This is a genomic window from Pseudomonas sp. Q1-7, assembly GCF_028010285.1.
Taxonomy (GTDB): domain Bacteria; phylum Pseudomonadota; class Gammaproteobacteria; order Pseudomonadales; family Pseudomonadaceae; genus Metapseudomonas.
In genome coordinates this window covers 4389721-4410315 of sequence record NZ_CP116304.1, presented here as the reverse complement: position 1 = coordinate 4410315, position 20595 = coordinate 4389721, and the positions used below count along the sequence as shown (strand labels likewise).

Genomic DNA, 20595 nt, shown 5'->3' with positions numbered 1-20595 from the left:
GGGGCCTTGCGCGGCGGAATGCGGGACGCCGGATTCCATGGCGCACGATTGCGGAGGTCGTTCTTATCTGGGCACTGCGAGGTTACAGATAGGTTGCAGATGGATGATCGGGGGTCTGCTCATCCTAATAGCGGGGTTACGAGGCATCTGACAAGGACTTTCTTGGCGACGTTCGGCGGCAGCCGCCGGGTGGACAGGCGCGGTGCCGTCCACCCGGCGTCTTATTTGCGTGCTTCCAGGATCAGGTTGAAGGGTGTTTCCGTGGCGCGGCGGAACCGGGTGAAACCGGCTTCCTCGAAAACCTTGCGCAGGCGGGCTTCGCCGGCCTGGGCGCCGAGGCCGAGGCCCACTTCCTGGGACAGGGAATTGGGCGTGCAGATGAAGGTGGACGCGGAGTAGAACAGGCGGCCCACCGGGGTCATGTTGGCGTCGAGTTCATCATTGGCGTAGGGCTCCACCAGCAGCACGGTGCCATCGGCCTTCAGCGTCTGGTAGGCATGCCGGGCGGCGCCCACCGGGTCGCCCATGTCGTGCAGGCAGTCGAAGTAGCAGATCAGGTCGTAGTCGCTGCCGGGGTAGTCCTTGGCGCTGGCCTGGGTGAAGGTCGCCCGGTCGGCCACGCCGCCTTCCTCGGCACGGCGGGTGGCGGTCTCGATGGATGGAGCATGGTAGTCGAAGCCGACGAAACGCGAGGCCGGGAAGGCCTGGGCCAGGATCACCGTGGAGGCGCCATGGCCGCAGCCGACATCGGCGACCTTGGCGCCGGCCTTGAGCTTGTCCACCACGCCGTCCAGCGCCGGCAGCCACTCGGCCACCAGATGCGCGCGGTAGCCGGGACGGAAGAAGCGTTCGGTGCCGCTGAACATGCAGGGGTGGTGGTCGCCCCAGGGCAGTCCGCCGTCGCCGCGCATCGCCTTCACCAGCTTGTCCTTGTCGTGGAACAGCGAGGCGATCACCGAGGCGCCGCTGGCCACGTACACCGGCGAGTCCTCCAAGGCCAGCGCCATGGCCTGTTCCTCGGGCAGGCGGAAGCGTCCATCGTCGTGTTCCATGTAGCCGGAGGCGGCGTGGGCGCTCAGCCATTCGCGCAGCAGGCGCGCGTTGCAGCCGGTCTTGGCGGCCAGGTCTTCCGGGCTCACCGGCTGACTGTCGGCCATGGCGCGATACAGGCCGAGTTCTTCGCCGAGGACGACATTGGCGAGCATGGCGGCGCCGCCCATGTCGGTCACCAGCTTGCCCATGAAATCGTTGAGCCTGGATTCGTCCATTACCTGTCCTCCTCTGCAAAGGGCGGCGGTCACTGGCCGGAACGACGGCGGAATGCGTCGGCGGGAAAAGCTGGAAACAGGAAAGGAAGGAGCCGCGGCAGCCGAGTCGTGCACGGCTGCCGTGGCTCCTCCCAGGTCCCGCAATCGCAGGACAATTTCAGTGTAGTGGCCGGGCACCGGCCAACGGCCGCGCGGGGCGGGCAACCGATAAGCGGCAGACCCGGCGGTACGGACGCGGCCGGGGACGACCATCGGTCCGCCGGCGTTGAGAGCCCCAATCCTGGCTACCATAGTGGGGCCATGACCACGACTCCCCATTCCCTCCGGGCCGCGCTGGACGGTTTCCATCCCGTTGTCGCCGCCTGGTTCCGCGCGGCCTTCGCCGCCCCCACGGCGGCCCAGGCCCGTGCCTGGCCGGCGATCCGCGCCGGGCACAGCACCCTGGTCGCCGCGCCCACCGGCTCGGGCAAGACGCTGACCGCCTTTCTCTCGGCCATCGATGAACTGGTCCACGAAGGCCTGGAGCGGGGCAGCCTGCCGGACCGTTGCACGGTGGTCTACGTCTCGCCGTTGAAGGCGCTGTCCAACGACATCCGCATCAACCTGGAGGAACCCCTGGCGGGCATCCGCGCGGAACTGGCGCGCCAGGGCCTGGCGGACGTGGCTATCCGCACCGCCGTGCGCACCGGCGATACGCCCCAGGCCGAACGCGACGCCATGCGCAAGCGGCCGCCGCATATCCTGGTCACCACGCCGGAATCCCTCTACATCCTGCTCGGCTCCGAATCCGGCCGCGTCATGCTTGCCGGCTGCCGAAGCCTGATCATCGACGAAATCCACGCCATCGCCGGCGGCAAGCGCGGCAGTCACCTGATGCTCAGCGCCGAACGCCTGGAAGCCCTCTGTGGCCGATCCTTGCAACGCATCGGCCTGTCCGCCACGCAGAAACCCATCGAGCGCGTGGCGGCCTTTCTCATGGGGCGGGGACGCCCGGCTTGCGAGGTGGTGGACGTGGGCTACAGCCGCGAGCGCGACCTGGCCCTGGAAGTGCCGCCGGTGCCCCTGGATGCGGTGATGAGCAATGAGGCCTGGGAAAGGGTTTACGACCGCCTGGCCGAGCGGGTGGCCGAACACCGCACCACCCTGGTCTTCGTCAACACCCGACGCCTGGCCGAGCGCGCCAGCCGTCACCTTTCCGAGCGCCTGGGCAATGCGGCGGTGGCTGCGCACCACGGCAGCCTGGCGCGCGACCTGCGCCTCGATGCGGAGCAGCGCCTCAAGCGTGGCGAACTCAAGGTGCTGGTGGCCACCGCTTCCCTGGAACTGGGTATCGACATCGGCGACGTGGAACTGGTTTGCCAGCTCGGCTCGCCACGCAGTATCGCCGCCTTCCTGCAGCGGGTCGGGCGTTCCGGCCACAGTGTCGGCGGCACGCCCAAGGGGCGGCTGTTCCCGCAGTCGCGGGACGACCTGATCGAATGCGCGGCGCTGCTGGACTGTGTGCGCCGCGATGAACTGGATGCCCTGGTCATTCCCCAGGCGCCGCTGGACGTGCTGGCCCAGCAGATGGTGGCGGAAGTGGCCAGCCAGGAGTGGGACGAGGACGAATTATTCCAACTGATGACCCGCGCCATGCCCTACGCGGACCTGCCCAGGGCCCGGTTCGATGCCCTGGTGAGGATGCTGTCCGAGGGGTACAGCGGTCGCCAGGGCGTGCGCGGCGCCTACCTGCATCGCGACGCGGTGAACCGTCGCCTGCGTGGCCGTCGCGCCGCACGCCTGACCGCGCTCACCTCCGGCGGCGCCATTCCCGAGACCGCCGACTACGCCGTGCTGCTGGAGCCGCAGGGCGTGCCGGTGGGCAGCGTGCACGAGGATTTCGCCGTGGAAAGCCTGGCCGGCGATGTATTCCAGCTCGGCAACCAGTCCTACCGCATCCTCCGTGTCGAACCGGGGCGCGTGCGGGTGGAGGATGCCCAGGGCCAGCCGCCGAACATTCCCTTCTGGCTGGGCGAAGCACCGGGGCGGACGGATGAGCTGTCGGCGGCGGTGGCGCGGTTGCGAGCTGACGTTGAGCGGTTGTTAGGGGAGTCCGTGCAGGCTGAGGCTTCCCTCACCCCCGGCCCCTCTCCCAGAGGGAGAGGGGAGACAGGCAGCATCGAGCGGGCGGTGGAGGGCCTGCGCGACAGCATCGGCCTCGGAGAGGCGGCGGCGCGGCAGATCGTCGAATACCTGGCACGGGCCAGGGCCGCACTGGGAGCCTTGCCGACCCAGGATCGGCTGGTGATGGAGCGCTTCTTCGACGAAACCGGCGGCATGCAGCTGATCATCCATTCGCCCTTCGGCAGCCGGCTCAATCGCGCCTGGGGCCTGGCACTGCGCAAGCGCTTCTGCCGCAGCTTCAACTTCGAGCTGCAGGCCGCGGCCACCGAGGACGCGCTGATCCTGTCCCTGTCCACCAGCCACAGCTTTCCGCTGGAAGAGGTCTGGCGCTACCTGCATGCCAACAGTGCCGAGCACCTGCTGATCCAGGCCATTCTCGATGCGCCGCTGTTCGGCGTGCGCTGGCGCTGGAACGCCTCCGCCGCCCTGGCGCTGCCGCGCTACAGCGGGGGCCGCAAGGTGGCGCCGCAGATCCAGCGCATGCGCAGCGAAGACCTGCTGGCCAGCGTCTTCCCCGACCAGGTGGCCTGCCAGGAGAACCTGGTGGGCGAGCGCGAGATTCCCGACCACCCCCTGGTGGCCCAGACCCTCGACGACTGCCTGCACGAGGCCATGGACGCCGAGGGTTGGCTGGCGCTGCTGCGGCGCATGGAGCGCGGCGATGTGGAGCTGGTGGCCCGCGACCTGCCGGCGCCCTCGGCACTGGCGGCGGAAATCCTCGGTGCGCGGCCCTATGCCTTCCTCGACGACGCGCCCCTGGAAGAGCGCCGTACCCAGGCCGTGCAGAACCGCCGCTGGACCGACCCGGCGTCCGCCGACGACCTCGGCGCGCTGGATGCCGAGGCCATCGCCGCCGTGGCCGAGGAAGCCTGGCCCCAGGTGCGCGATGCCGATGAGATGCACGAGGCCTTGCTGGCCCTGGCCTGCATTACCCCGGCCGAGGTGGCGGCCAACGACGGTTGGGCTGGCTGGCTCGCGCAACTGGCCAAGGCCCGCCGCGCCACGTGTCTGTACGTGAATGACGAACCCGCGCTGTGGCTGGCGGCCGAACGCCTGGTCCAACTGCAGGCGCTCTATCCACAGGCGCGCCTGAAACCATCCATCGTCGCGCCGGAGGGTTTCACTGCACCTTGGGAAGCCGAAGTGGCCCTGGTGGACGTGGCGCGGGCGCGCCTGGGCGGTTATGGCCCGCTGACCCTGGCGCGGCTGGCGGCCGACTTGCGCCAGGAGTCCGGCGGCCTGGCTTATGCCCTGGCCAGCCTGGAGCGCGAAGGCCAGGTGCTGCGCGGCCGTTTTACCCCTGGCGTCGGGGAGGATGAATGGTGCGAACGCCACCTGCTGGCGCGCATCCACCGCTACACGGTCAAGCGTCTGCGCCGGGAGATCGAACCCGTGGAGCGGGCCGACTTCATGCGCTTCCTGTTCGATTGGCAGCGCGTCGCGCCCACGGCCCAGGTCCGCGGCGCCGAGGCTCTGGCCGGCGTGCTGGGGCAACTGGAAGGCTTCGAGGCGGCGGCCGGCGCCTGGGAGAGCGAGATACTGCCGAGCCGGGTGGCCGACTACGGCATCAACTGGCTCGACGATCTCTGCCGCGCCGGACGCATCGTCTGGTGTCGCCTCGGCGGACGGGGCAAGACGGCCGCCGGGCCGGTACGCGGCACGCCGATTCTGTTGCTGCCGCGCAAGAGCCTCGGCCTCTGGCGGGCCTGCCTGCACGACCTGCCCACGGCCGAACCCTCGCCCCGCGCCGAGCGCGTGCGCCAGGTGCTGGCCAGCCAGGGCGCGCTGTTCTTCGATGAGCTGATGGACGAGGCGCACCTGTTGCGCAGTGAGCTGGAGGACTGTCTCGGCGAACTGGTGGCCCTGGGCCTGGCCAATGCCGACAGCTTCGCCGGCCTGCGTTCGCTGTTGCTGCCGGCGGCCCGCCGCAGCCGCCATGACCGCCGCGCGCGCCTGGCCCTGGCCAACATGCAGGACGCCGGACGTTGGTCGCTGCTGCGTGGCAAGGCGGAGGAGGGCGGCGGCAAGGTTCCCGCCGAGGCCCTGGAGCATGTCGCCCGCAGCCTGCTGCGCCGCTATGGTGTGGTGGGCTGGCATCTGCTGGAACGGGAGGCCGGCTGGTTGCCGCCGTGGCGCGACCTGCTGCGGGTCTACCACCGCCTGGAAGCACGCGGGGAAATTCGCGGCGGCCGCTTCGTCGCCGGCGTGTCGGGCGAGCAGTTCGCCCTGCCGGACGCCGTGGGCCTGCTGCGCGACGTGCGCAAGCGTCCGCTGGACGGCGGCCTGGTCAGCCTGTCCGCCTGCGATCCGCTGAACCTGCTCGGCACCCTGCTGCCGGGCGCCAAGGTGCCGGCGCTGGCGGGCAATCGCCTGCTGTTCCGCGACGGCGTGCCGGTGGCGACTCTGGTGGCAGGCAAGGTGACGTTGCTACAGGACGTGGACGGCGCCACGACCCATGCCTGGCGCGAGGCGCTGATTCGCCAGCCGGCGGCGACTCCGCTGGGGCAGCAGTCGCGCAGGGCGCGGATGACGTTGTAGGCGCTGAACCGTTTCCCCAATCCTTCTTGTGGGAGCGAATTCATTCGCGAATGCAGGCCGAAGGTCTGCCCTGTGGATCCACAAGGGGCAGCTACGCTGCCCTTCGCGAATGAATTCGCTCCCACAGGTTTTGGGTTGTTGCGTTGCTCTAAACGCTTGAATCCGCTCAGAAATTGACCCGACCCAGGTCGCCCCGCGCCACTTCTGGCCTCTGGCCATCGCCCGACAGCTTATCCACAACTTCATCCACTGGCTTTGTGGGTAACCGCCGGTCAGGCTTCGTCGGACTTATCCACAGACAGCAGGGGTTCCAGCAGGACGCACATGCTGCGCCAGTGGGAGCCTTCCCAGTACAGGCGTTCGCAGGCGTCGCAACTGAGGAAGCGTGAATAGAGCGCGGCGATGCGCGGTGGCAGGCGCGGACGGGCGAGTTCCGGGGCGATTTCCCGCAGCGGCCGGTTGCAGTGCAGGCACAGGCTGAAGGGGTTGGCGCTGCGGGCCAGGTCCAGGCGTTCGAACAGCTCGCGCAGTTGCAGCGCGGGTTTGAGCGCGTGCACGTAGCAGCCGTGGGTGATGATGCGGCGCTTGAGCAGTTCGCGGTCGCGGGTGAGCACGATGCGGCCTTGCGCGGCGGCGATCTCGGCGATCTGGCCGTCCTCGAAGCCGTTGTCGTAGAGGGTGTCGAAGCCGCTCATGCGCAGCAGGCTGGCCAGGCCGCCCAGGTGGGCGTCGGCGATGAAGCGCAGCACCCGCAGCGGGTGGGCGCGGACCTTGAGCAGCGGGCGGATGTCCAGGGCCTCGAACTTGGGATAGACCGCCACCCGGTCGCCATCCAGGATCACCCGCTCGAACCCCACCGATTCGCCATTGAGCAGCACCAGTTCCACCTCCGTGTGCGGCACGCCCAGGGCTTCGATCATGTGCTTGACCGTCGCCGCCCGCGCGCAGGCACAGGTGAAGGAACGCCGGCGGCGCTCGGCGGGAAGGAAGTCGTTGAGCTCCTCGTAGAAGCGGAACGTCGCGCTGACCATGGAGGACGAGCCGGACTGGCCGGGGCGCGCCCTCCGGGCGGAGGGCGCGCGGCGGTCATTTCGGCTGGGCGACGACCCGCAGGTAGGGTTTCAGGGTCTTGAAGCCCTCGGGGTACTTCTTCCTCGCGTCTTCGTCGGAGACCGAGGTGGGGATGATCACGTCATCGCCCGGTCGCCAGTTCACCGGGGTCGCCACCGTGTGCTTGGCGTTGAGCTGCAGGGAGTCCAACAGGCGCAGCACCTCGTCGAAGTTGCGCCCGGCGCTCATGGGGTAGACCAGCATGGCCTTGACCTTCTTGTCCGGGCCGATGATGAACACCGAACGCACCGTGGCGTTGTCCACGGCGGTGCGCGGGCCCGGGCTGGCATTGGGGTGGATCATGTCGTAGAGCTTGGCCACCACCAGATTGTCATCGCCGATCATCGGGTAGTTCACCGCATGACCCTGGGTTTCCTCGATGTCGCCGACCCAGCGCCGGTGGTCGCTGACCGGATCCACGGAAAGCCCCACCACCTTGGTGTTGCGCTTGTCGAACTCGGGCTTGAGCCTGGCCATGTAGCCCAGCTCGGTGGTGCAGACCGGGGTGAAGTCCTTGGGGTGAGAGAACAGGATGGCCCACTGGTCACCGATCCACTGGTGGAAGTTGATCGTGCCTTCGGTGCTGTCGGCGGTGAAATCGGGCGCTTCGTCACCAATGCGGATAGCCATGTTCGACCTCCTGGATGCTGGTTATGAAAGGGCGCCGCCACCGGCTGGCGACGGCCGTCGTGGCCGGGGGACGGGACATGCCATCACCCTACCGGGCCCTTGAGTATAGGTCTGGGTTCGGTCCCTGGCGTCCGGATGAGTGGCCGGTGGCAAGGCGATGGCAGTGCTAGCGTTAGGAGAGGGGGAGGTGCCGGCCAGAGGCCGCGCCGTGCCCTTGCAGCGGGACCGTCCGGTTCGGCTGCGCACAACCCTACGCTCCCGCGTCCGATGCCTGGCGGTATCGGCGGATAGCGTGCGGTCTCGCCACACCCCACGAACCCGCACTGAGGTGATCGCCATGGCCCGTACAACCCCCATCAGCCATTACCGCAATATCGGCATAGTGGCCCACGTGGATGCCGGCAAGACCACCACCACCGAGCGGGTGCTCTATTACACCGGGGTCAACCACAAGATGGGCGAGGTGCACGACGGCGCCGCGACCATGGACTGGATGGTCCAGGAGCAGGAGCGCGGCATCACCATCACCTCGGCGGCCACCACCGCCTTCTGGAGCGGCTCGCGCAAGCAGTTGGACAAGTTCCGCATCAACATCATCGACACCCCCGGCCACGTCGACTTCACCATCGAGGTGGAGCGTTCGCTGCGGGTGCTGGACGGCGCGGTGGTGGTGTTCAGCGGCGCCGACGGTGTGGAGCCGCAGTCGGAGACCGTGTGGCGGCAGGCCGACAAGTACCATGTGCCGCGCATCGCCTACGTGAACAAGATGGACCGCGCCGGTGCCGACTTCCTGCGGGTGGTGGAGCAGATCAAGAAACGCCTTGGCCACACCCCGGTGCCGATCCAGTTGCCCATCGGCCAGGAAGAGCACTTCAACGGCCAGATCGACCTGATCCGCATGAAGGCCATCTACTGGAACGACGCCGACCAGGGCGCCAGCTTCCGCGAGGAGGAGATTCCCGCCGAGCTGTTGGACGAGGCCCGTCATTGGCGCAGCGTGATGCTGGAAGTGGCGGCGGAGGCCAACGAGGAACTGATGACCAAGTACCTGGACGAGGGCGACCTGAGCCAGGACGAGATCAAGACCGGCCTGCGCATCCGCACCCTGTCCTGCGAAGTGGTGCCGGCGGTGTGCGGTTCGTCGTTCAAGAACAAGGGCGTGCCGCTGGTGCTGGATGCCGTGGTCGAACTGCTGCCGGCACCCACCGAGATTCCGTCCATCCGTGGCACCCACCCGGACGATCCGGAGAAGGAAGACGAACGCCACGCCGATGATGGCGAACCGTTTTCTTCCCTGGCCTTCAAGATCGCCACCGACCCCTTCGTCGGCACCCTGACTTTCGTCCGCGTCTATTCCGGCGTGCTGAATTCAGGGGACGCCGTGCTCAACTCGGTGAAGGGCAAGAAGGAGCGGGTCGGGCGCATGGTGCAGATGCACGCCAATCACCGTGCCGAGATCAAGGAAGTGCGGGCCGGCGACATCGCCGCGCTGATCGGCATGAAGGACGTCACCACCGGCGATACCCTGTGCGACCTGAACAAACCGATCATCCTCGAACGCATGGACTTCCCCGAGCCGGTGATTTCCATCGCCGTGGAACCCAAGACCAAGGCCGACCAGGAAAAGATGGGCATCGCCCTCGGCCGCCTGGCCCAGGAAGACCCGTCGTTCCGGGTCAAGACCGACGAAGAAACCGGGCAGACCATCATTTCCGGCATGGGCGAGCTGCACCTGGACATCATCGTCGACCGCATGAAGCGCGAGTTCAACGTCGAGGCCAACACCGGCAAACCCCAGGTGGCCTACCGCGAGACCATCCGCAAGACCTGTGAGATCGAAGGCAAATTCGTCCGCCAGTCCGGTGGGCGCGGCCAGTACGGCCATTGCTGGATCCGCTTCGCCCCGGCGGACGAAGGCCAGGAAGGCCTGGCGTTCGTCAACGAGGTGGTGGGCGGCGTGGTGCCCCGCGAGTTCGTCCCGGCCATCCAGAAGGGCATCGAGGAGCAGATGAAGAACGGCGTGCTCGCCGGCTACCCGCTGATCGGCCTGAAAGCCGCCGTGTTCGACGGCTCCTACCACGACGTGGACTCCAGCGAGATGGCCTTCAAGATTGCCGCCTCCATGGCCACCAAACAGCTGTCGCAGAAGGGCGGCGCGGTGTTGCTGGAGCCGGTGATGAAGCTGGAGGTCGTCACCCCCGAGGACTACATGGGCGACATCATGGGCGACCTCAACCGCCGCCGTGGCCTGATCCACGGCATGGACGACGGCGTCTCCGGCAAGATCATCCGCGCCGAAGTGCCCCTGGGCGAAATGTTCGGCTACGCCACCGACGTGCGCTCCATGTCACAGGGCCGCGCCAGCTTCTCCATGGAGTTCGCCCGTTACGCCGAAGTGCCGGCGAGCATTGCCGAGGCGATCGTGAAGAAATCGGCTTGAGGTCGGGGCAACAGACGGCGTCCCGCGTTGGGCCTCGTTCCTCGGCACCCGCCCGCGATGGCATCGAACCCTCATGGGGGATCGGTTCAGGGCGCGAAGCCTTCCCGTTCCATCCGCGCCAGCAGGCCCTGCCAGACCGGCAGTTCGGCGGTGTTGCCGATGCGCTTCGGCGCGTCGCCCTTGAGGCTGTAAAGCCCCTGGCCGTCGAAGGCGTAGCGCAGGGCGAGGTCCCTGCGCTGCGCGACGGGGAGAATCTCGTCCACCAGGTTGTCCAGCACCAGCGGGGTGGCGTCCGGCCCATCCTGGTAGGTGAGCACCATATGGGCCTGGTTCAGTTCCAGCGCACGGGCGTAGGTCAGGCGCAGTTTGTCCGGGGCGATGCCGAGCTGCAGCAGGGTGAAGTACTTGGCCAGGGCGAAGTCCTCGCAGTCGCCGGCGCCCCTGGCCAGGGTTTCCAGGGGCGTCGCCCAGTAGTCGCGGCGTTGCCAGACCACGGTGTCGTCGGCGAAGCGCACCTGGCGGTTGATCTCGCGATTGACCGCCCGCAGTCGTTCGCGCTCGGGAAGCCGGCCGGCGCTTTCCAGCAGGTCGCGCCAGGCGTGCAGGCGATCCTTGGCCGGGCCATTGCGTCCGAAACGTTTCTCTGCCTTGCGCAGCACGGGTTCGAGGCTGCTCCAGGCGGCCTTGGCGTCGGCAGCGCCCAGCAGCAGGCCAGCGCCGAACAGGGTCAGGGTGAACAGGGGCCAGAACAGGGGCGAGCCGAAGCGGCGGCAGGCGGGCTTCTGCAACGGGTTGACTCTCCAGGGTGAAAGCGGCCGGGGCCGGGTTCAGTGAATCAATCCGTTGAGCGAATGTCCGGGGAAAGGAGCCCCCTCCACCGGTGCGGGGATGGGTTGCACACTAGGGGCATGCCGGCCGCCCCTGCAAGCCGCAGGAGACGCATGGCGCGGCGCACGTAACGGACCGCGTGACGGCAGGGCTCTGGAACGGGCCTGCTCGGGGGACGCCGATTGTCGGAAAAGGCGTGGGTCGCTGCCCACCGGGTGCGCGGAGGGGCGCATCCGGCGGGCGGTTCAGGTCACTTGCCGAACTCGACCCTCTGCTGGTGGATCCAGGATTGGTACTTGGGTGGACGCCGTGTCTCCGACTGCATGTCGTCAACCTGGTAGCCGGCCGCGGTCGGCTGTTGCTCCACCATTCGGGAGAATCTTTCGCTGGAGTCTTCCCGCATTTGCAAGAGTTGCTGGTTGCGTATCCGGTACTCGTCCAGGCGGTCGCTTCCATTCTCCGCCAGGGCTGCGCCCGGTCCCGTTGTCACCGCCAGGGCCAACAGCAGGCCGCTGAGGGTCGTCATGTTGAATGTCGATTTCATCGTCGTGTCCTCGTGTTTCCCACTCGCCTCCCCACGAGTTGGAAAATCAGGATCGGCTTTTATTACAGCCTGCGGCGGCGGGCTGACAGGTGGCGAGGAATTGGACCGGCGGGCGCTTGCAAGTTCATGAATGGCATGGGGATTTCCGGGGTTTCTGCCCGATTTGAGGGCGCTGATGCGGGCGTTCGGAGAGCCTGTCAGCGCATTTCCCAGCGGGTTGCGATCGTTGGGTGGGGGCCAGCGCGAGTCACCCCGCTACCTCTGCGAGAGGGTGGGGGAGGGGCGTCGTACGGAGCCAGTCAGTCCCCAAAAAAACGCCCCCGCCAAGAAGGGCAGGGGCGCCGCGTGGATTCCTCGTCCATGAGGATCGGGGTGTCGCGGGTCAAGCGCTCGGGGTGCTTTCCCCCGGTTCCTTCCAGCCGCCGCCGAGGGCCTTGTACAGGTTCACCTCGCTGGCCAACTGGTTGAGGCGGTCGCCGATCAGTTGCTGGCGCGCGCTGAACAGTTGGCGCTGGGCGTCCAGCAGGGTCAGGTAACTGTCCACGCCGGTGCGGTAGCGGCGTTCGGCGAGGCGGTAGTACTCCTCGGTGGTGGTCACCAGGTCGCGCTGGGCGCCGAGCTGTTGCTGGTAGGTGGTGCGGGCGGCGAGGCCGTCGGCGACTTCCTGGAAGGCGACCTGGATGGCCTTCTCGTACTGCGCCACCTGGATGTCTTTCTGCAGCTCGCTGTAGTCCAGGTTCGCCTTCAGCCGGCCGGCGGTGAAGATCGGCAGGCTGATGCTCGGCTGGAACAGCCAACTGCCGGAGCCGGCATCGAACAGGCCGGACAGTTCGTTGCTCATGGTGCCGGCGTTGGCGGTCAGGCTGACGCTGGGGAAGAAGGCCGCGCGGGCGGCGCCGATGTTGGCATTGGCCGCCTTCAGCAGGTGCTCGGCCTGGACCAGGTCCGGGCGGCGCTGCAGCAGGTCGGAGGGCAGCCCCGGCGGCACTTCGGCCAGCAGGTCGGCATCCAGCGCCAGGCCTTTCGGCAGGTCGGCCGGAAGGCCGGTGCCCAGCAACTGGGTCAGGGCGTTGCGGTCCTGGGCCACCAGGCGGGTGTACTGCGCCAGGCTGACCTGGGCGCTTTCCACGGCGGTGCGCGCCTGGCTCAGGGCCAGGGCGTCGGCCACGCCGACGTCGAAGCTGCGCTGGGTGAGGGCGTAGCTTTCCTGGTAGGTCTTGAGGGTGTCGCGGGTCAGTTGCAGCAGGGCCTGGTCGGCCTGCCAGTCGAGGTAGGCGGTGGCCACCGCGGCCACCAGGCTGATCTGGGTGCTGCGACGGGCCTGTTCGGTGGCGAAGTATTGTTGCAGCGCTTGCTCATCGAGGCTGCGCAGGCGGCCGAAGAAGTCCAGTTCCCAGGCATTGGTGCCGAGGGTGGCGCTGTAGGTGCTGCTGGTGTCGGCCTCGCCACTCTGGCTCATGATGCCCGGCGTGCGCTGGCGGGTGGCACCGCCGTCGGCGGAAAGGCTGGGGAACAGCTCGGAGCGCTGGATGCGGTGCAACGCGCGGTACGCCTCGACATTCAGCGCGGCGGTGCGCAGGTCACGGTTGTTGTCCAGGGCCAATTGCACCAGTTGGCGCAGCGCCGGGTCCTGGAAGAATGCGCGCCAGTCGAGGTCGGCGGCGGCGGTGTTCACCTGGGCCGCGCCGTTGCCATAGGCCTCGCCCTGGGGCCAGTCGGCCGCCACCGGGGCGTCCGGGCGCTGGTAGTCGGGGATCATGGAGCAGCCGCCGAGCAGGAGGCCGGCGACCGCGAGGGATAACAGGGAACGCCTCACTGCAGGGCCTCCTTCTTGATTGCGGCCTTGCTCGCCTTGTCCTTGAACAGCGAACAGACCAGCACGTAGAACAGCGGCACCCAGAAGATGGCCAGGACGGTGGCGGTGAGCATGCCGCCGATCACGCCGGTACCGATGGCGTGCTGGCTGCCGGAACCGGCGCCGTTGGAGATGGCCAGGGGCACCACGCCGAGGATGAACGCCAGCGAGGTCATGATGATCGGGCGCAGGCGCATGCGGCAGGCTTCCACGGCGGCGTCGAACAGGCTCTTGCCCTGTTCGTGCAGTTCCTTGGCGAACTCGACGATAAGGATCGCGTTTTTCGCCGAGAGACCGATGGTGGTGAGCAGGCCGACCTGGAAGAACACGTCGTTGGACAGGCCGCGCAGGCTGGTGAACAGCAGTGCGCCGATCACGCCGAGCGGCACCACCAGCATCACCGAGAAGGGGATCGACCAGCTCTCGTAGAGCGCCGCCAGGCAGAGGAACACCACCAGCAGCGACAGCGCATAGAGGGCCGGGGCCTGGGCGCCGGACAGGCGCTCCTCGTAGGAGAGGCCGGTCCAGGAATAACCGACGCCCGCCGGCAGCTGCTTGGCGATTTCTTCCACCGCGGCCATGGCTTCACCCGAGCTGTGGCCCGGAGCCGCCTCGCCGAGGATTTCCACCGCCGGCACGCCGTTGTAACGGGCCAGCTTGGGCGCGCCGTAGGTCCATTCGCCGCTGGCGAAGGCGCTGAACGGCACCATCTGGCCCTGGTCGTTGCGTACGTACCACTTGTTCAGGTCTTCCGGGTTCATCCGCGCTTCGGGTTCGCCCTGCAGGTAGACCTTCTTCACCCGACCACGGTCGATGAAGTCGTTGACGTAGCTGGCGCCCCAGGCGATGGACACGGTGTTGTTGATGTCGGACAGGGAGACGCCGTGGGCGCGGGCCTTTTCGTCGTCGATCAGCAACTGGTACTGCGGTTCGTCGCGCAGGCCGTTGGCGCGCACGCGGTTGAGTACCGGGTTCTTCGCCGCCAGTTCGAGGAACTGGTCGCGGGCGGTGTTCAGCGCTTCGTGGCCGATGCCGGCGCGGTCCTGGAGGAACAGGTTGAAGCCGGTGGCGTTGCCCAGCTCCATCACCGCCGGCGGGGCGAAGGCGAAGACCATGGCGTCGCGGAAGCTGAAGAAGTGCTTCTGCGCGCGCTGGGCCAGATCGAACACGCTCTGGCCTTCGGCGGTGCGCTCTTCCCAGGGCTTGAGCATGATGAAGGCCATGCCCGAGCTCTGGCCGCGGCCGGCGAAGTTGAAGCCGGTCACGGTGAACACGGATTTCACGGTGTCCTTCTCGTTTTCCAGCAGGTATTCGCGCATCTGGTCCACCACCGCCTGGGTGCGCTCGGCGCTGGCACCGGACGGGGTCTGCACCTGGGCGAACAGCACGCCCTGGTCTTCCTCGGGCAGGAAGGCGGTGGGGATGCGGGTGAACAGCCAGCCCATGGCGACGATGATCACCAGATACAGGGCGAGGTAGGGCGCCTTGCGTTTGAGGATGCCGCGCACGCCGCGCTCGTAGCTTTGCACGCTGCGGTCGAAGCTGCGGTTGAACCAGCCGAAGAAGCCGCGCTTCTCGTGGTGGCCCTTGGCGATGGGCTTGAGCAGGGTGGCACAGAGGGCCGGGGTGAAGATCAGCGCCACCAGCACCGACAGGGCCATGGCCGAGACGATGGTGATGGAGAACTGCCGGTAGATCACGCCGGTGGAGCCGCCGAAGAAGGCCATCGGCAGGAACACCGCCGAGAGCACCAGGGCGATGCCCACCAGCGCGCCCTGGATCTGGCCCATGGACTTGCGGGTGGCTTCCAGGGGCGAGAGGCCTTCCTCGGCCATCACCCGTTCGACGTTCTCCACGACCACGATGGCGTCGTCCACCAGCAGGCCGATGGCCAGCACCATGGCGAACATGGTCAGGGTGTTGATGGTGAAGCCGAACATCGCCAGCACGCCGAAGGTGCCGAGCAGCACCACCGGCACCGCCAGGGTGGGGATGATGGTGGCGCGGAAGTTCTGCAGGAACAGGTACATCACCAGGAACACCAGGACGATGGCCTCGCCCAGGGTATGCACCACGCCTTCGATGGAGGCGGAGACCACCGGGGTGGTGTCGTAGGGGAAGACCACTTGCATACCCGCGGGCATGAAGGGTTCCAGCTCGGCGATGGTGGCGCGGATCGCCCTGGCGGTGTCCAGGGCGTTGGCGCCGGTGGCCAGCTTGATGGCCATGCCGGAGGCCGGCTTGCCGTTGAACTGGGCGCTGATGCTGTAGTTCTCGCCGCCCAGTTCGATCTTCGCCACATCGCGCAGGCGCACCTGGGAACCGTCACGGTTCACCTTGAGCAGGATGGCGCCGAACTGTTCGGGGGTCTGCAGGCGGGTCTTGCCGATGATGGTGGCGTTCAGCTGGGTGCCGGGGGAGGCGGGCAGGCCGCCGAGCTGGCCGGAGGAGATCTGCACGTTCTGCGCCTGGATGGCGGTCTTCACGTCCACCGGAGTCAGCTGGTAGTTGTTCAGCCGTGCCGGGTCCAGCCAGATGCGCATGGCGTACTGGGCGCCGAACACCTGGAAGTCGCCCACGCCCTTGGTCCGCGAGATCGGGTCCTGGATGTTGGAGACGATGTAGTTGGCCAGGTCGTTCTTGTCCATGCTGCCGTCTTCGGAGACGACGCCGATGACCAGCAGGAAGTTCTTCACCGACTTGGTCACGCGGATGCCCTGCTGCTGCACTTCCTGGGGCAGCAGCGGGGTGGCCAGTTGCAGCTTGTTCTGCACCTGCACCTGGGCGATGTCGGGGTTGGTGCCCTGCTCGAAGGTGGCGGTGATGGTCATGCTGCCGTCGGAGTTGCTCTCCGAGGAGATGTAGCGCAGGCCGTCGATGCCGTTGAGCTGCTGCTCGATCACCTGCACCACGGTGTCCTGTACCGTCTGCGCCGAAGCGCCGGGGTAGCTGACCTGGATACCCACGGCGGGTGCGGCGATGCTGGGGTACTGGTTGATCGGCAGCTTGAGGATGGACAGGCCGCCGGCAAGCATGATCACCAGCGCGATCACCCAGGCGAAGATCGGGCGATCAATGAAGAATCTCGACATCTGGGACTCCTCAGTGGCTCTTGGCCAGGTTGTCGCTCGCGGAAGGTTGGGCCGCCACATTGGTCGCCGGCGCGGCGTTGACTTCGATCCCCGGGCGCACGAATTGCAGGCCTTCGGTGATCAAACGGTCGCCGGGGGCGAGCCCCTCGCTGACCAGCCAACGGTCGCCGACGGTGCGTTCGGCCTTGAGGCGGCGCAGTTCCACCTTGTTCTCGGCGTTCACCACCAGGGCGGTGGCCTGGCCCTTGAGGTCGCGGGTCACGCCCTGTTGCGGCGCGAGGATGGCTTCCTGCTTGACCGCCGAACCCAGGCGGGCATGGACGAACATGCCCGGCAGCAGAGTGTGTTCCGGGTTGGGGAAGACCGCGCGCAGGGTCACCGAACCGGTGCCTTCGTCCACCGCGACTTCGGAAAACTCCAGCTTGCCCTTGTGCGGGTACTCGCTGCCGTCCTCCAGCAGCAGGGACACCCTGGCACCACTGTCGCCGGCCTTCTCCAACTGGCCCTCGGCCATTTCGCGGCGCAGGCGCAGCAGGTCCTTGGTGGACTGGGTGACGTCGACGTAGATCGGGTCGAGTTGCTGGATGGTGGCCATGGCAGCGGCCTGGCCGTTGTTCACCAGGGCGCCCTCGGTCACCGCCGAACGGCCGATGCGGCCGGAAATGGGGGCCAGCACCCTGGTGTAGCGCAGGTCGATCTTCGCCTTTTCCAGCGCGGCCTCGGCTTGCAGGCGGGCGGCCTGGGATTCGTCGTAGGCCTGCTTGCTCACGGCCTGGTCGCTGACCAGGTCCTTGTAGCGCGCCGCCAGGGACTGCGCCGACGCCAGGCTGGCCTGGGCGCTCTTGTAGGTGGCGGTATAGACGGAAGAGTCGATCTGATAGAGCTGCTGCCCGGCCTTGACCTCGCTCCCTTCGGTGAACAGGCGCTTCTGGATGATGCCGTTCACTTGCGGGCGTACTTCGGCGATCCGATAGGCGCTGGTGCGACCGGGGAGTTCGGTGGTGAGGGTGAAGCTCTGGGGCTGGAGCGTGACGACGCCGACCTTGGGCGTCTGAGCGGGCGGAGGCGCCGAGGCTTCCTGGCAACCGGTGAGGCCAAGGGTGGCCAGAACGATGGCGGAAACCAAGGCGGCAAAGGCTGGCTTCATGGGCATCTGAAGAGACCTCAATTTTTTCTGGAATACAGCCCTGGGGGAGGGCTGGCGCAGGGCAGGTTGTGGATTCTTGCGAAGGTGGATGAATATACTTACGTGCGTGAATGTTTGTAAATCGAATCTTCCGCCGCCGATGTCAGATTTTGTTGCGCGGCTGCGAGGATTTTTACTGTGAAAGCAACCGGATAGATTTCAGTAGCGAATGGCCAGACGTACCAAAGAGGAAGCTGAAGAAACCCGCGTGCAGATACTCGACGCCACCGAGCGGGTGTTCCACGAAAAGGGCGTTTCCCGCGCCTCCCTCGCGGAGATCGCCGCCGCCGCCGGGGTGAGCCGGGGCGCGATCTACTGGCATTTCGAGAACAAGACCGACCTGTTCCAGGCCATGCTGGAACGCATCCATATGCCGATCGAAGAGCTGGCCCGCGCCAGCGAGAGCGAGGACGAGCCCGACCCGCTCGGGCGCATGCGCCAACTCATGGTGCGTCTGCTCAAGCGTGTGGAGCTGGACCCGCAGAGCCGGCGCGTCCACGAGATTCTCCGGCATAAGGTGGAGTACACCGCCGAGCTGGGCGACCTCCTGCAGAAAATGCGCGACCTGGGCGCCGAGTGCGACCTGCGCATCGCCAAGGCGCTGCGCAACACGGTGAGTCGTGGCCAGTTGCCGGCCGACCTGGACTGCCGCCGCGCCGCGATCAGCGTGCATGCCTATCTGGAAGGCATTCAGACCAACTGGCTGCTGGTGCCGGAGGGCTATTCCCTGGCGGCGGAGGCCGAGCAACTGGTGGATAGCCTGATCGACATGCTTCGCTTCAGCCCGGCACTGCGCGTCCGGACATGACGATCGAGGGCGCCGCTGCTCTCGACTCTCCGCTCCCGTGCAGCCGCCTCGCCGTCCTTTCGCGGCCGGCGATCAGGGTTGTGTCATTAGTCTGACGCCAATCCGTCTTCGCGGAATCTCCGATTATCTTCCGAAACCAGGCGACGCGCCGTCTGTGGCGGGGCTTCGGGCATGAATGCGAAAAACTCTCGTCTGGCCGCGGGTGACGCTGGTCGGGGTTAATCCCGCAACCGTCCGGTGACGGGACTCCATGGCTGGCGACCTGTGGGACTCTTGGCTAAGCCTTCTGTAGGCTTCTGTGGGGGCAGGGCGTTTGGCTCCACGGGCTCGAACTACAAAAAAGGCGGCCAGACCCAGGCCGGACTCCATCACTCAGCCAGTGGAGCGCCGAGATGAAGAATTTCTCGCAGCCCCGTTCCGAGTTATCCGAAGTCCTGAACCGCTTGCGTCATACCTTCTACGTGGTCGGTGGCTTCAGCGGCGTCATCAACCTGATGATGCTGGCGCCGGCCCTCTACATGTTGCAGGTGTACGACCGCGTGCTGGCGAGCAGCAACGTCACCACCCTGGTGATGCTGACGGTACTGATGCTCGGTCTCTACCTGCTCATGTCGCTGTTGGAGGTGGTGCGTTCGACGGTGTTGATCCGCCTCGGCAACCGCCTGGACATGAGCCTGAACAAGCGCGTGTTCAACGCGTCCTTCGAGCGCAACCTGCGGCGTGCCGGCGGCAATCCGGCCCAGGCCCTGCAGGACCTGGCGCTGGTCCGCCAGTTCCTTACCGGCAATGGCCTGTTCGCCTTCTTCGATGCGCCCTGGACGCCCATCTACCTGCTGGTGATCTTCCTCGTGCACCCGCTGCTGGGCGTGATCACCCTGGTCGGCTCGGTGATCCTCTTCAGTCTGGCGCTGCTCACCGAGGTGATCACCCGTGGGCCGCTGATGGAAGCCAACCAGGCATCCCTGGCTTCCGGCAGCTTCGCCAACAACAACCTGCGCAACACTGAGGTGATCGAAGCCATGGGCATGCTGCCGGCGATCCGCGAACGCTGGTACGGCAGCCACAAGCGCATTCTCGAAAAGCAGACCCTGGCCTCGGACCGAGCCTCCTACATCAACGGTGCCAGCCGCTTCGTGCGCATCACCCTGCAATCGCTGATCCTTGGTGCTGGCGCGCTGATGGCTATCAAGGGCGAGATCACGCCGGGGATGATGATCGCCTGCTCGATCCTCAGCGGCCGCGCCATGGCGCCGGTGGAGCAGGCCATCGGGGTGTGGAAGCAGTTGCTTTCCGCCCGCGCCTCCTGGGAGCGCCTGTCCAAGCTGCTGCAGGACTTCCCGGCACGCAAGGAGGCCATGTCGCTGCCCAAGCCCCAGGGCATGCTTTCGGTGGAACAGGCCATGACCGCCGCCCCTGGTGGTGTAATCACCATCCTGCGCGGCATCAACTTCAACCTCGCGCCCGGCGAGGCCCTCGGCATCATCGGTCCCTCGGCGTCCGGCAAGTCCACCCTGGCCCGCCTGCTGGTGGGCGTCTGGCCGGCGCAGTCGGGCAAGGTCCGCCTGGACGGCGCCGATATCTTCCAGTGGGACAAGGAAGAACTCGGGCCCTGGATCGGCTACCTGCCCCAGGACGTGGAGCTGTTCGAAGGCACCATCGCTGACAACATCGCTCGCTTCGGCGAGGTGAACAGCGAAGAGGTGATCCTGGCCGCCAGGCGTGCCGGGGTGCACGAGATGATCCTGCGTTTCGAGAAGGGCTACGACACTGTGCTGGGCGTGGATGGCAGCCCGCTGTCCGGCGGGCAGAAACAGCGTATCGCCCTGGCCCGGGCCATCTACGGCGACCCCTCGGTGATCGTGCTCGACGAGCCCAATGCCAACCTCGATGACGTGGGCGAGGCGGCGCTGGTGGAAGCCATCGTCGACCTGAAGAAGCGTGGCAAGACCTTGGTCCTGATTTCCCATCGGCCCAGCGTGCTCGGCACGGTGGACAAGGTGCTGCTGCTGCGTGACGGCGGCATGCAGTTGTTCGGTCCCCGCGAAGAAGTTTTCGCGGCGTTGCGCCAGGCCAGCGTCATGCCTTCCGTGGGCACGCCCAACCTGGCGTCGATGCGGGCGAAGGAGTAATCGA

12 protein-coding genes are annotated in these 20595 nt (G+C 67.0%); 4 read left to right on the top strand and 8 right to left on the bottom strand.

Going from position 1 to position 20595, the window contains the following annotated elements:
• Positions 1-221 precede the first annotated feature (221 nt).
• Positions 222-1268 carry a class I SAM-dependent methyltransferase gene (locus PJW05_RS20425; RefSeq protein ID WP_271408785.1) on the bottom strand — a complete coding sequence of 349 codons (1047 nt, stop codon included), beginning with the start codon at positions 1266-1268 and terminating at the stop codon, positions 222-224.
• Positions 1269-1568: 300 nt separating this feature from the next.
• Here PJW05_RS20425 and PJW05_RS20420 point away from each other — a divergent pair, with 300 nt between their 5' ends.
• Positions 1569-5969 (top strand): DEAD/DEAH box helicase, encoded by a 4401-nt coding sequence (locus tag PJW05_RS20420; protein WP_271408784.1) that lies wholly within the window; start codon positions 1569-1571, stop codon positions 5967-5969.
• A 272-nt stretch (positions 5970-6241) separates the two neighbouring features.
• Here the strand turns inward: PJW05_RS20420 and PJW05_RS20415 are convergent, their stop codons facing one another.
• Complete coding sequence (locus tag PJW05_RS20415; protein WP_271408783.1) at positions 6242-7000, bottom strand: Mut7-C RNAse domain-containing protein; 759 nt, start codon at positions 6998-7000, stop codon at positions 6242-6244.
• A gap of 55 nt (positions 7001-7055) precedes the next feature.
• Complete coding sequence (locus tag PJW05_RS20410; RefSeq protein WP_271408782.1) at positions 7056-7709, bottom strand: peroxiredoxin; 654 nt, start codon at positions 7707-7709, stop codon at positions 7056-7058.
• Between the two features lie 337 nt (positions 7710-8046).
• Here PJW05_RS20410 and fusA point away from each other — a divergent pair, with 337 nt between their 5' ends.
• Complete coding sequence (gene fusA, locus PJW05_RS20405) at positions 8047-10149, top strand: elongation factor G (protein WP_271408781.1); 2103 nt, start codon at positions 8047-8049, stop codon at positions 10147-10149.
• An 86-nt stretch (positions 10150-10235) separates the two neighbouring features.
• Here the strand turns inward: fusA and PJW05_RS20400 are convergent, their stop codons facing one another.
• The 5 genes from PJW05_RS20400 to PJW05_RS20380 all read right to left on the bottom strand — a co-directional run bounded on the left by PJW05_RS20400 (position 10236) and on the right by PJW05_RS20380 (position 17621).
• Positions 10236-10937, bottom strand: a complete 702-nt coding sequence (locus tag PJW05_RS20400; protein WP_271408780.1) for a transglutaminase-like cysteine peptidase — start codon at positions 10935-10937, stop codon at positions 10236-10238.
• Between the two features lie 290 nt (positions 10938-11227).
• Positions 11228-11521: a hypothetical protein gene (locus tag PJW05_RS20395; protein ID WP_271408779.1), complete on the bottom strand. Its 294-nt coding sequence runs from the start codon at positions 11519-11521 to the stop codon at positions 11228-11230.
• A gap of 382 nt (positions 11522-11903) precedes the next feature.
• Positions 11904-13337 (bottom strand): AdeC/AdeK/OprM family multidrug efflux complex outer membrane factor, encoded by a 1434-nt coding sequence (locus PJW05_RS20390; protein ID WP_271408778.1) that lies wholly within the window; start codon positions 13335-13337, stop codon positions 11904-11906.
• Positions 13334-16468, bottom strand: coding sequence for an efflux RND transporter permease subunit (locus PJW05_RS20385; protein ID WP_271408777.1), 3135 nt, complete (start codon positions 16466-16468; stop codon positions 13334-13336). Before PJW05_RS20385 ends, PJW05_RS20390 begins: the two co-directional genes overlap by 4 nt.
• Before the next feature lie 10 nt (positions 16469-16478).
• On the bottom strand, positions 16479-17621 hold the full coding sequence (locus PJW05_RS20380) for an efflux RND transporter periplasmic adaptor subunit (RefSeq protein ID WP_271408776.1): 1143 nt from the start codon (positions 17619-17621) through the stop codon (positions 16479-16481).
• A 202-nt stretch (positions 17622-17823) separates the two neighbouring features.
• Between PJW05_RS20380 and PJW05_RS20375 the strand changes: the two genes are divergently transcribed.
• The gene (locus PJW05_RS20375) at positions 17824-18462 is read left to right on the top strand and encodes a TetR family transcriptional regulator (protein ID WP_271408775.1); all 639 of its coding nucleotides are present in this window, start codon (positions 17824-17826) and stop codon (positions 18460-18462) included.
• A gap of 392 nt (positions 18463-18854) precedes the next feature.
• Positions 18855-20591: a type I secretion system permease/ATPase gene (locus PJW05_RS20370; protein ID WP_271408774.1), complete on the top strand. Its 1737-nt coding sequence runs from the start codon at positions 18855-18857 to the stop codon at positions 20589-20591.
• Positions 20592-20595: the final 4 nt, after the last annotated feature.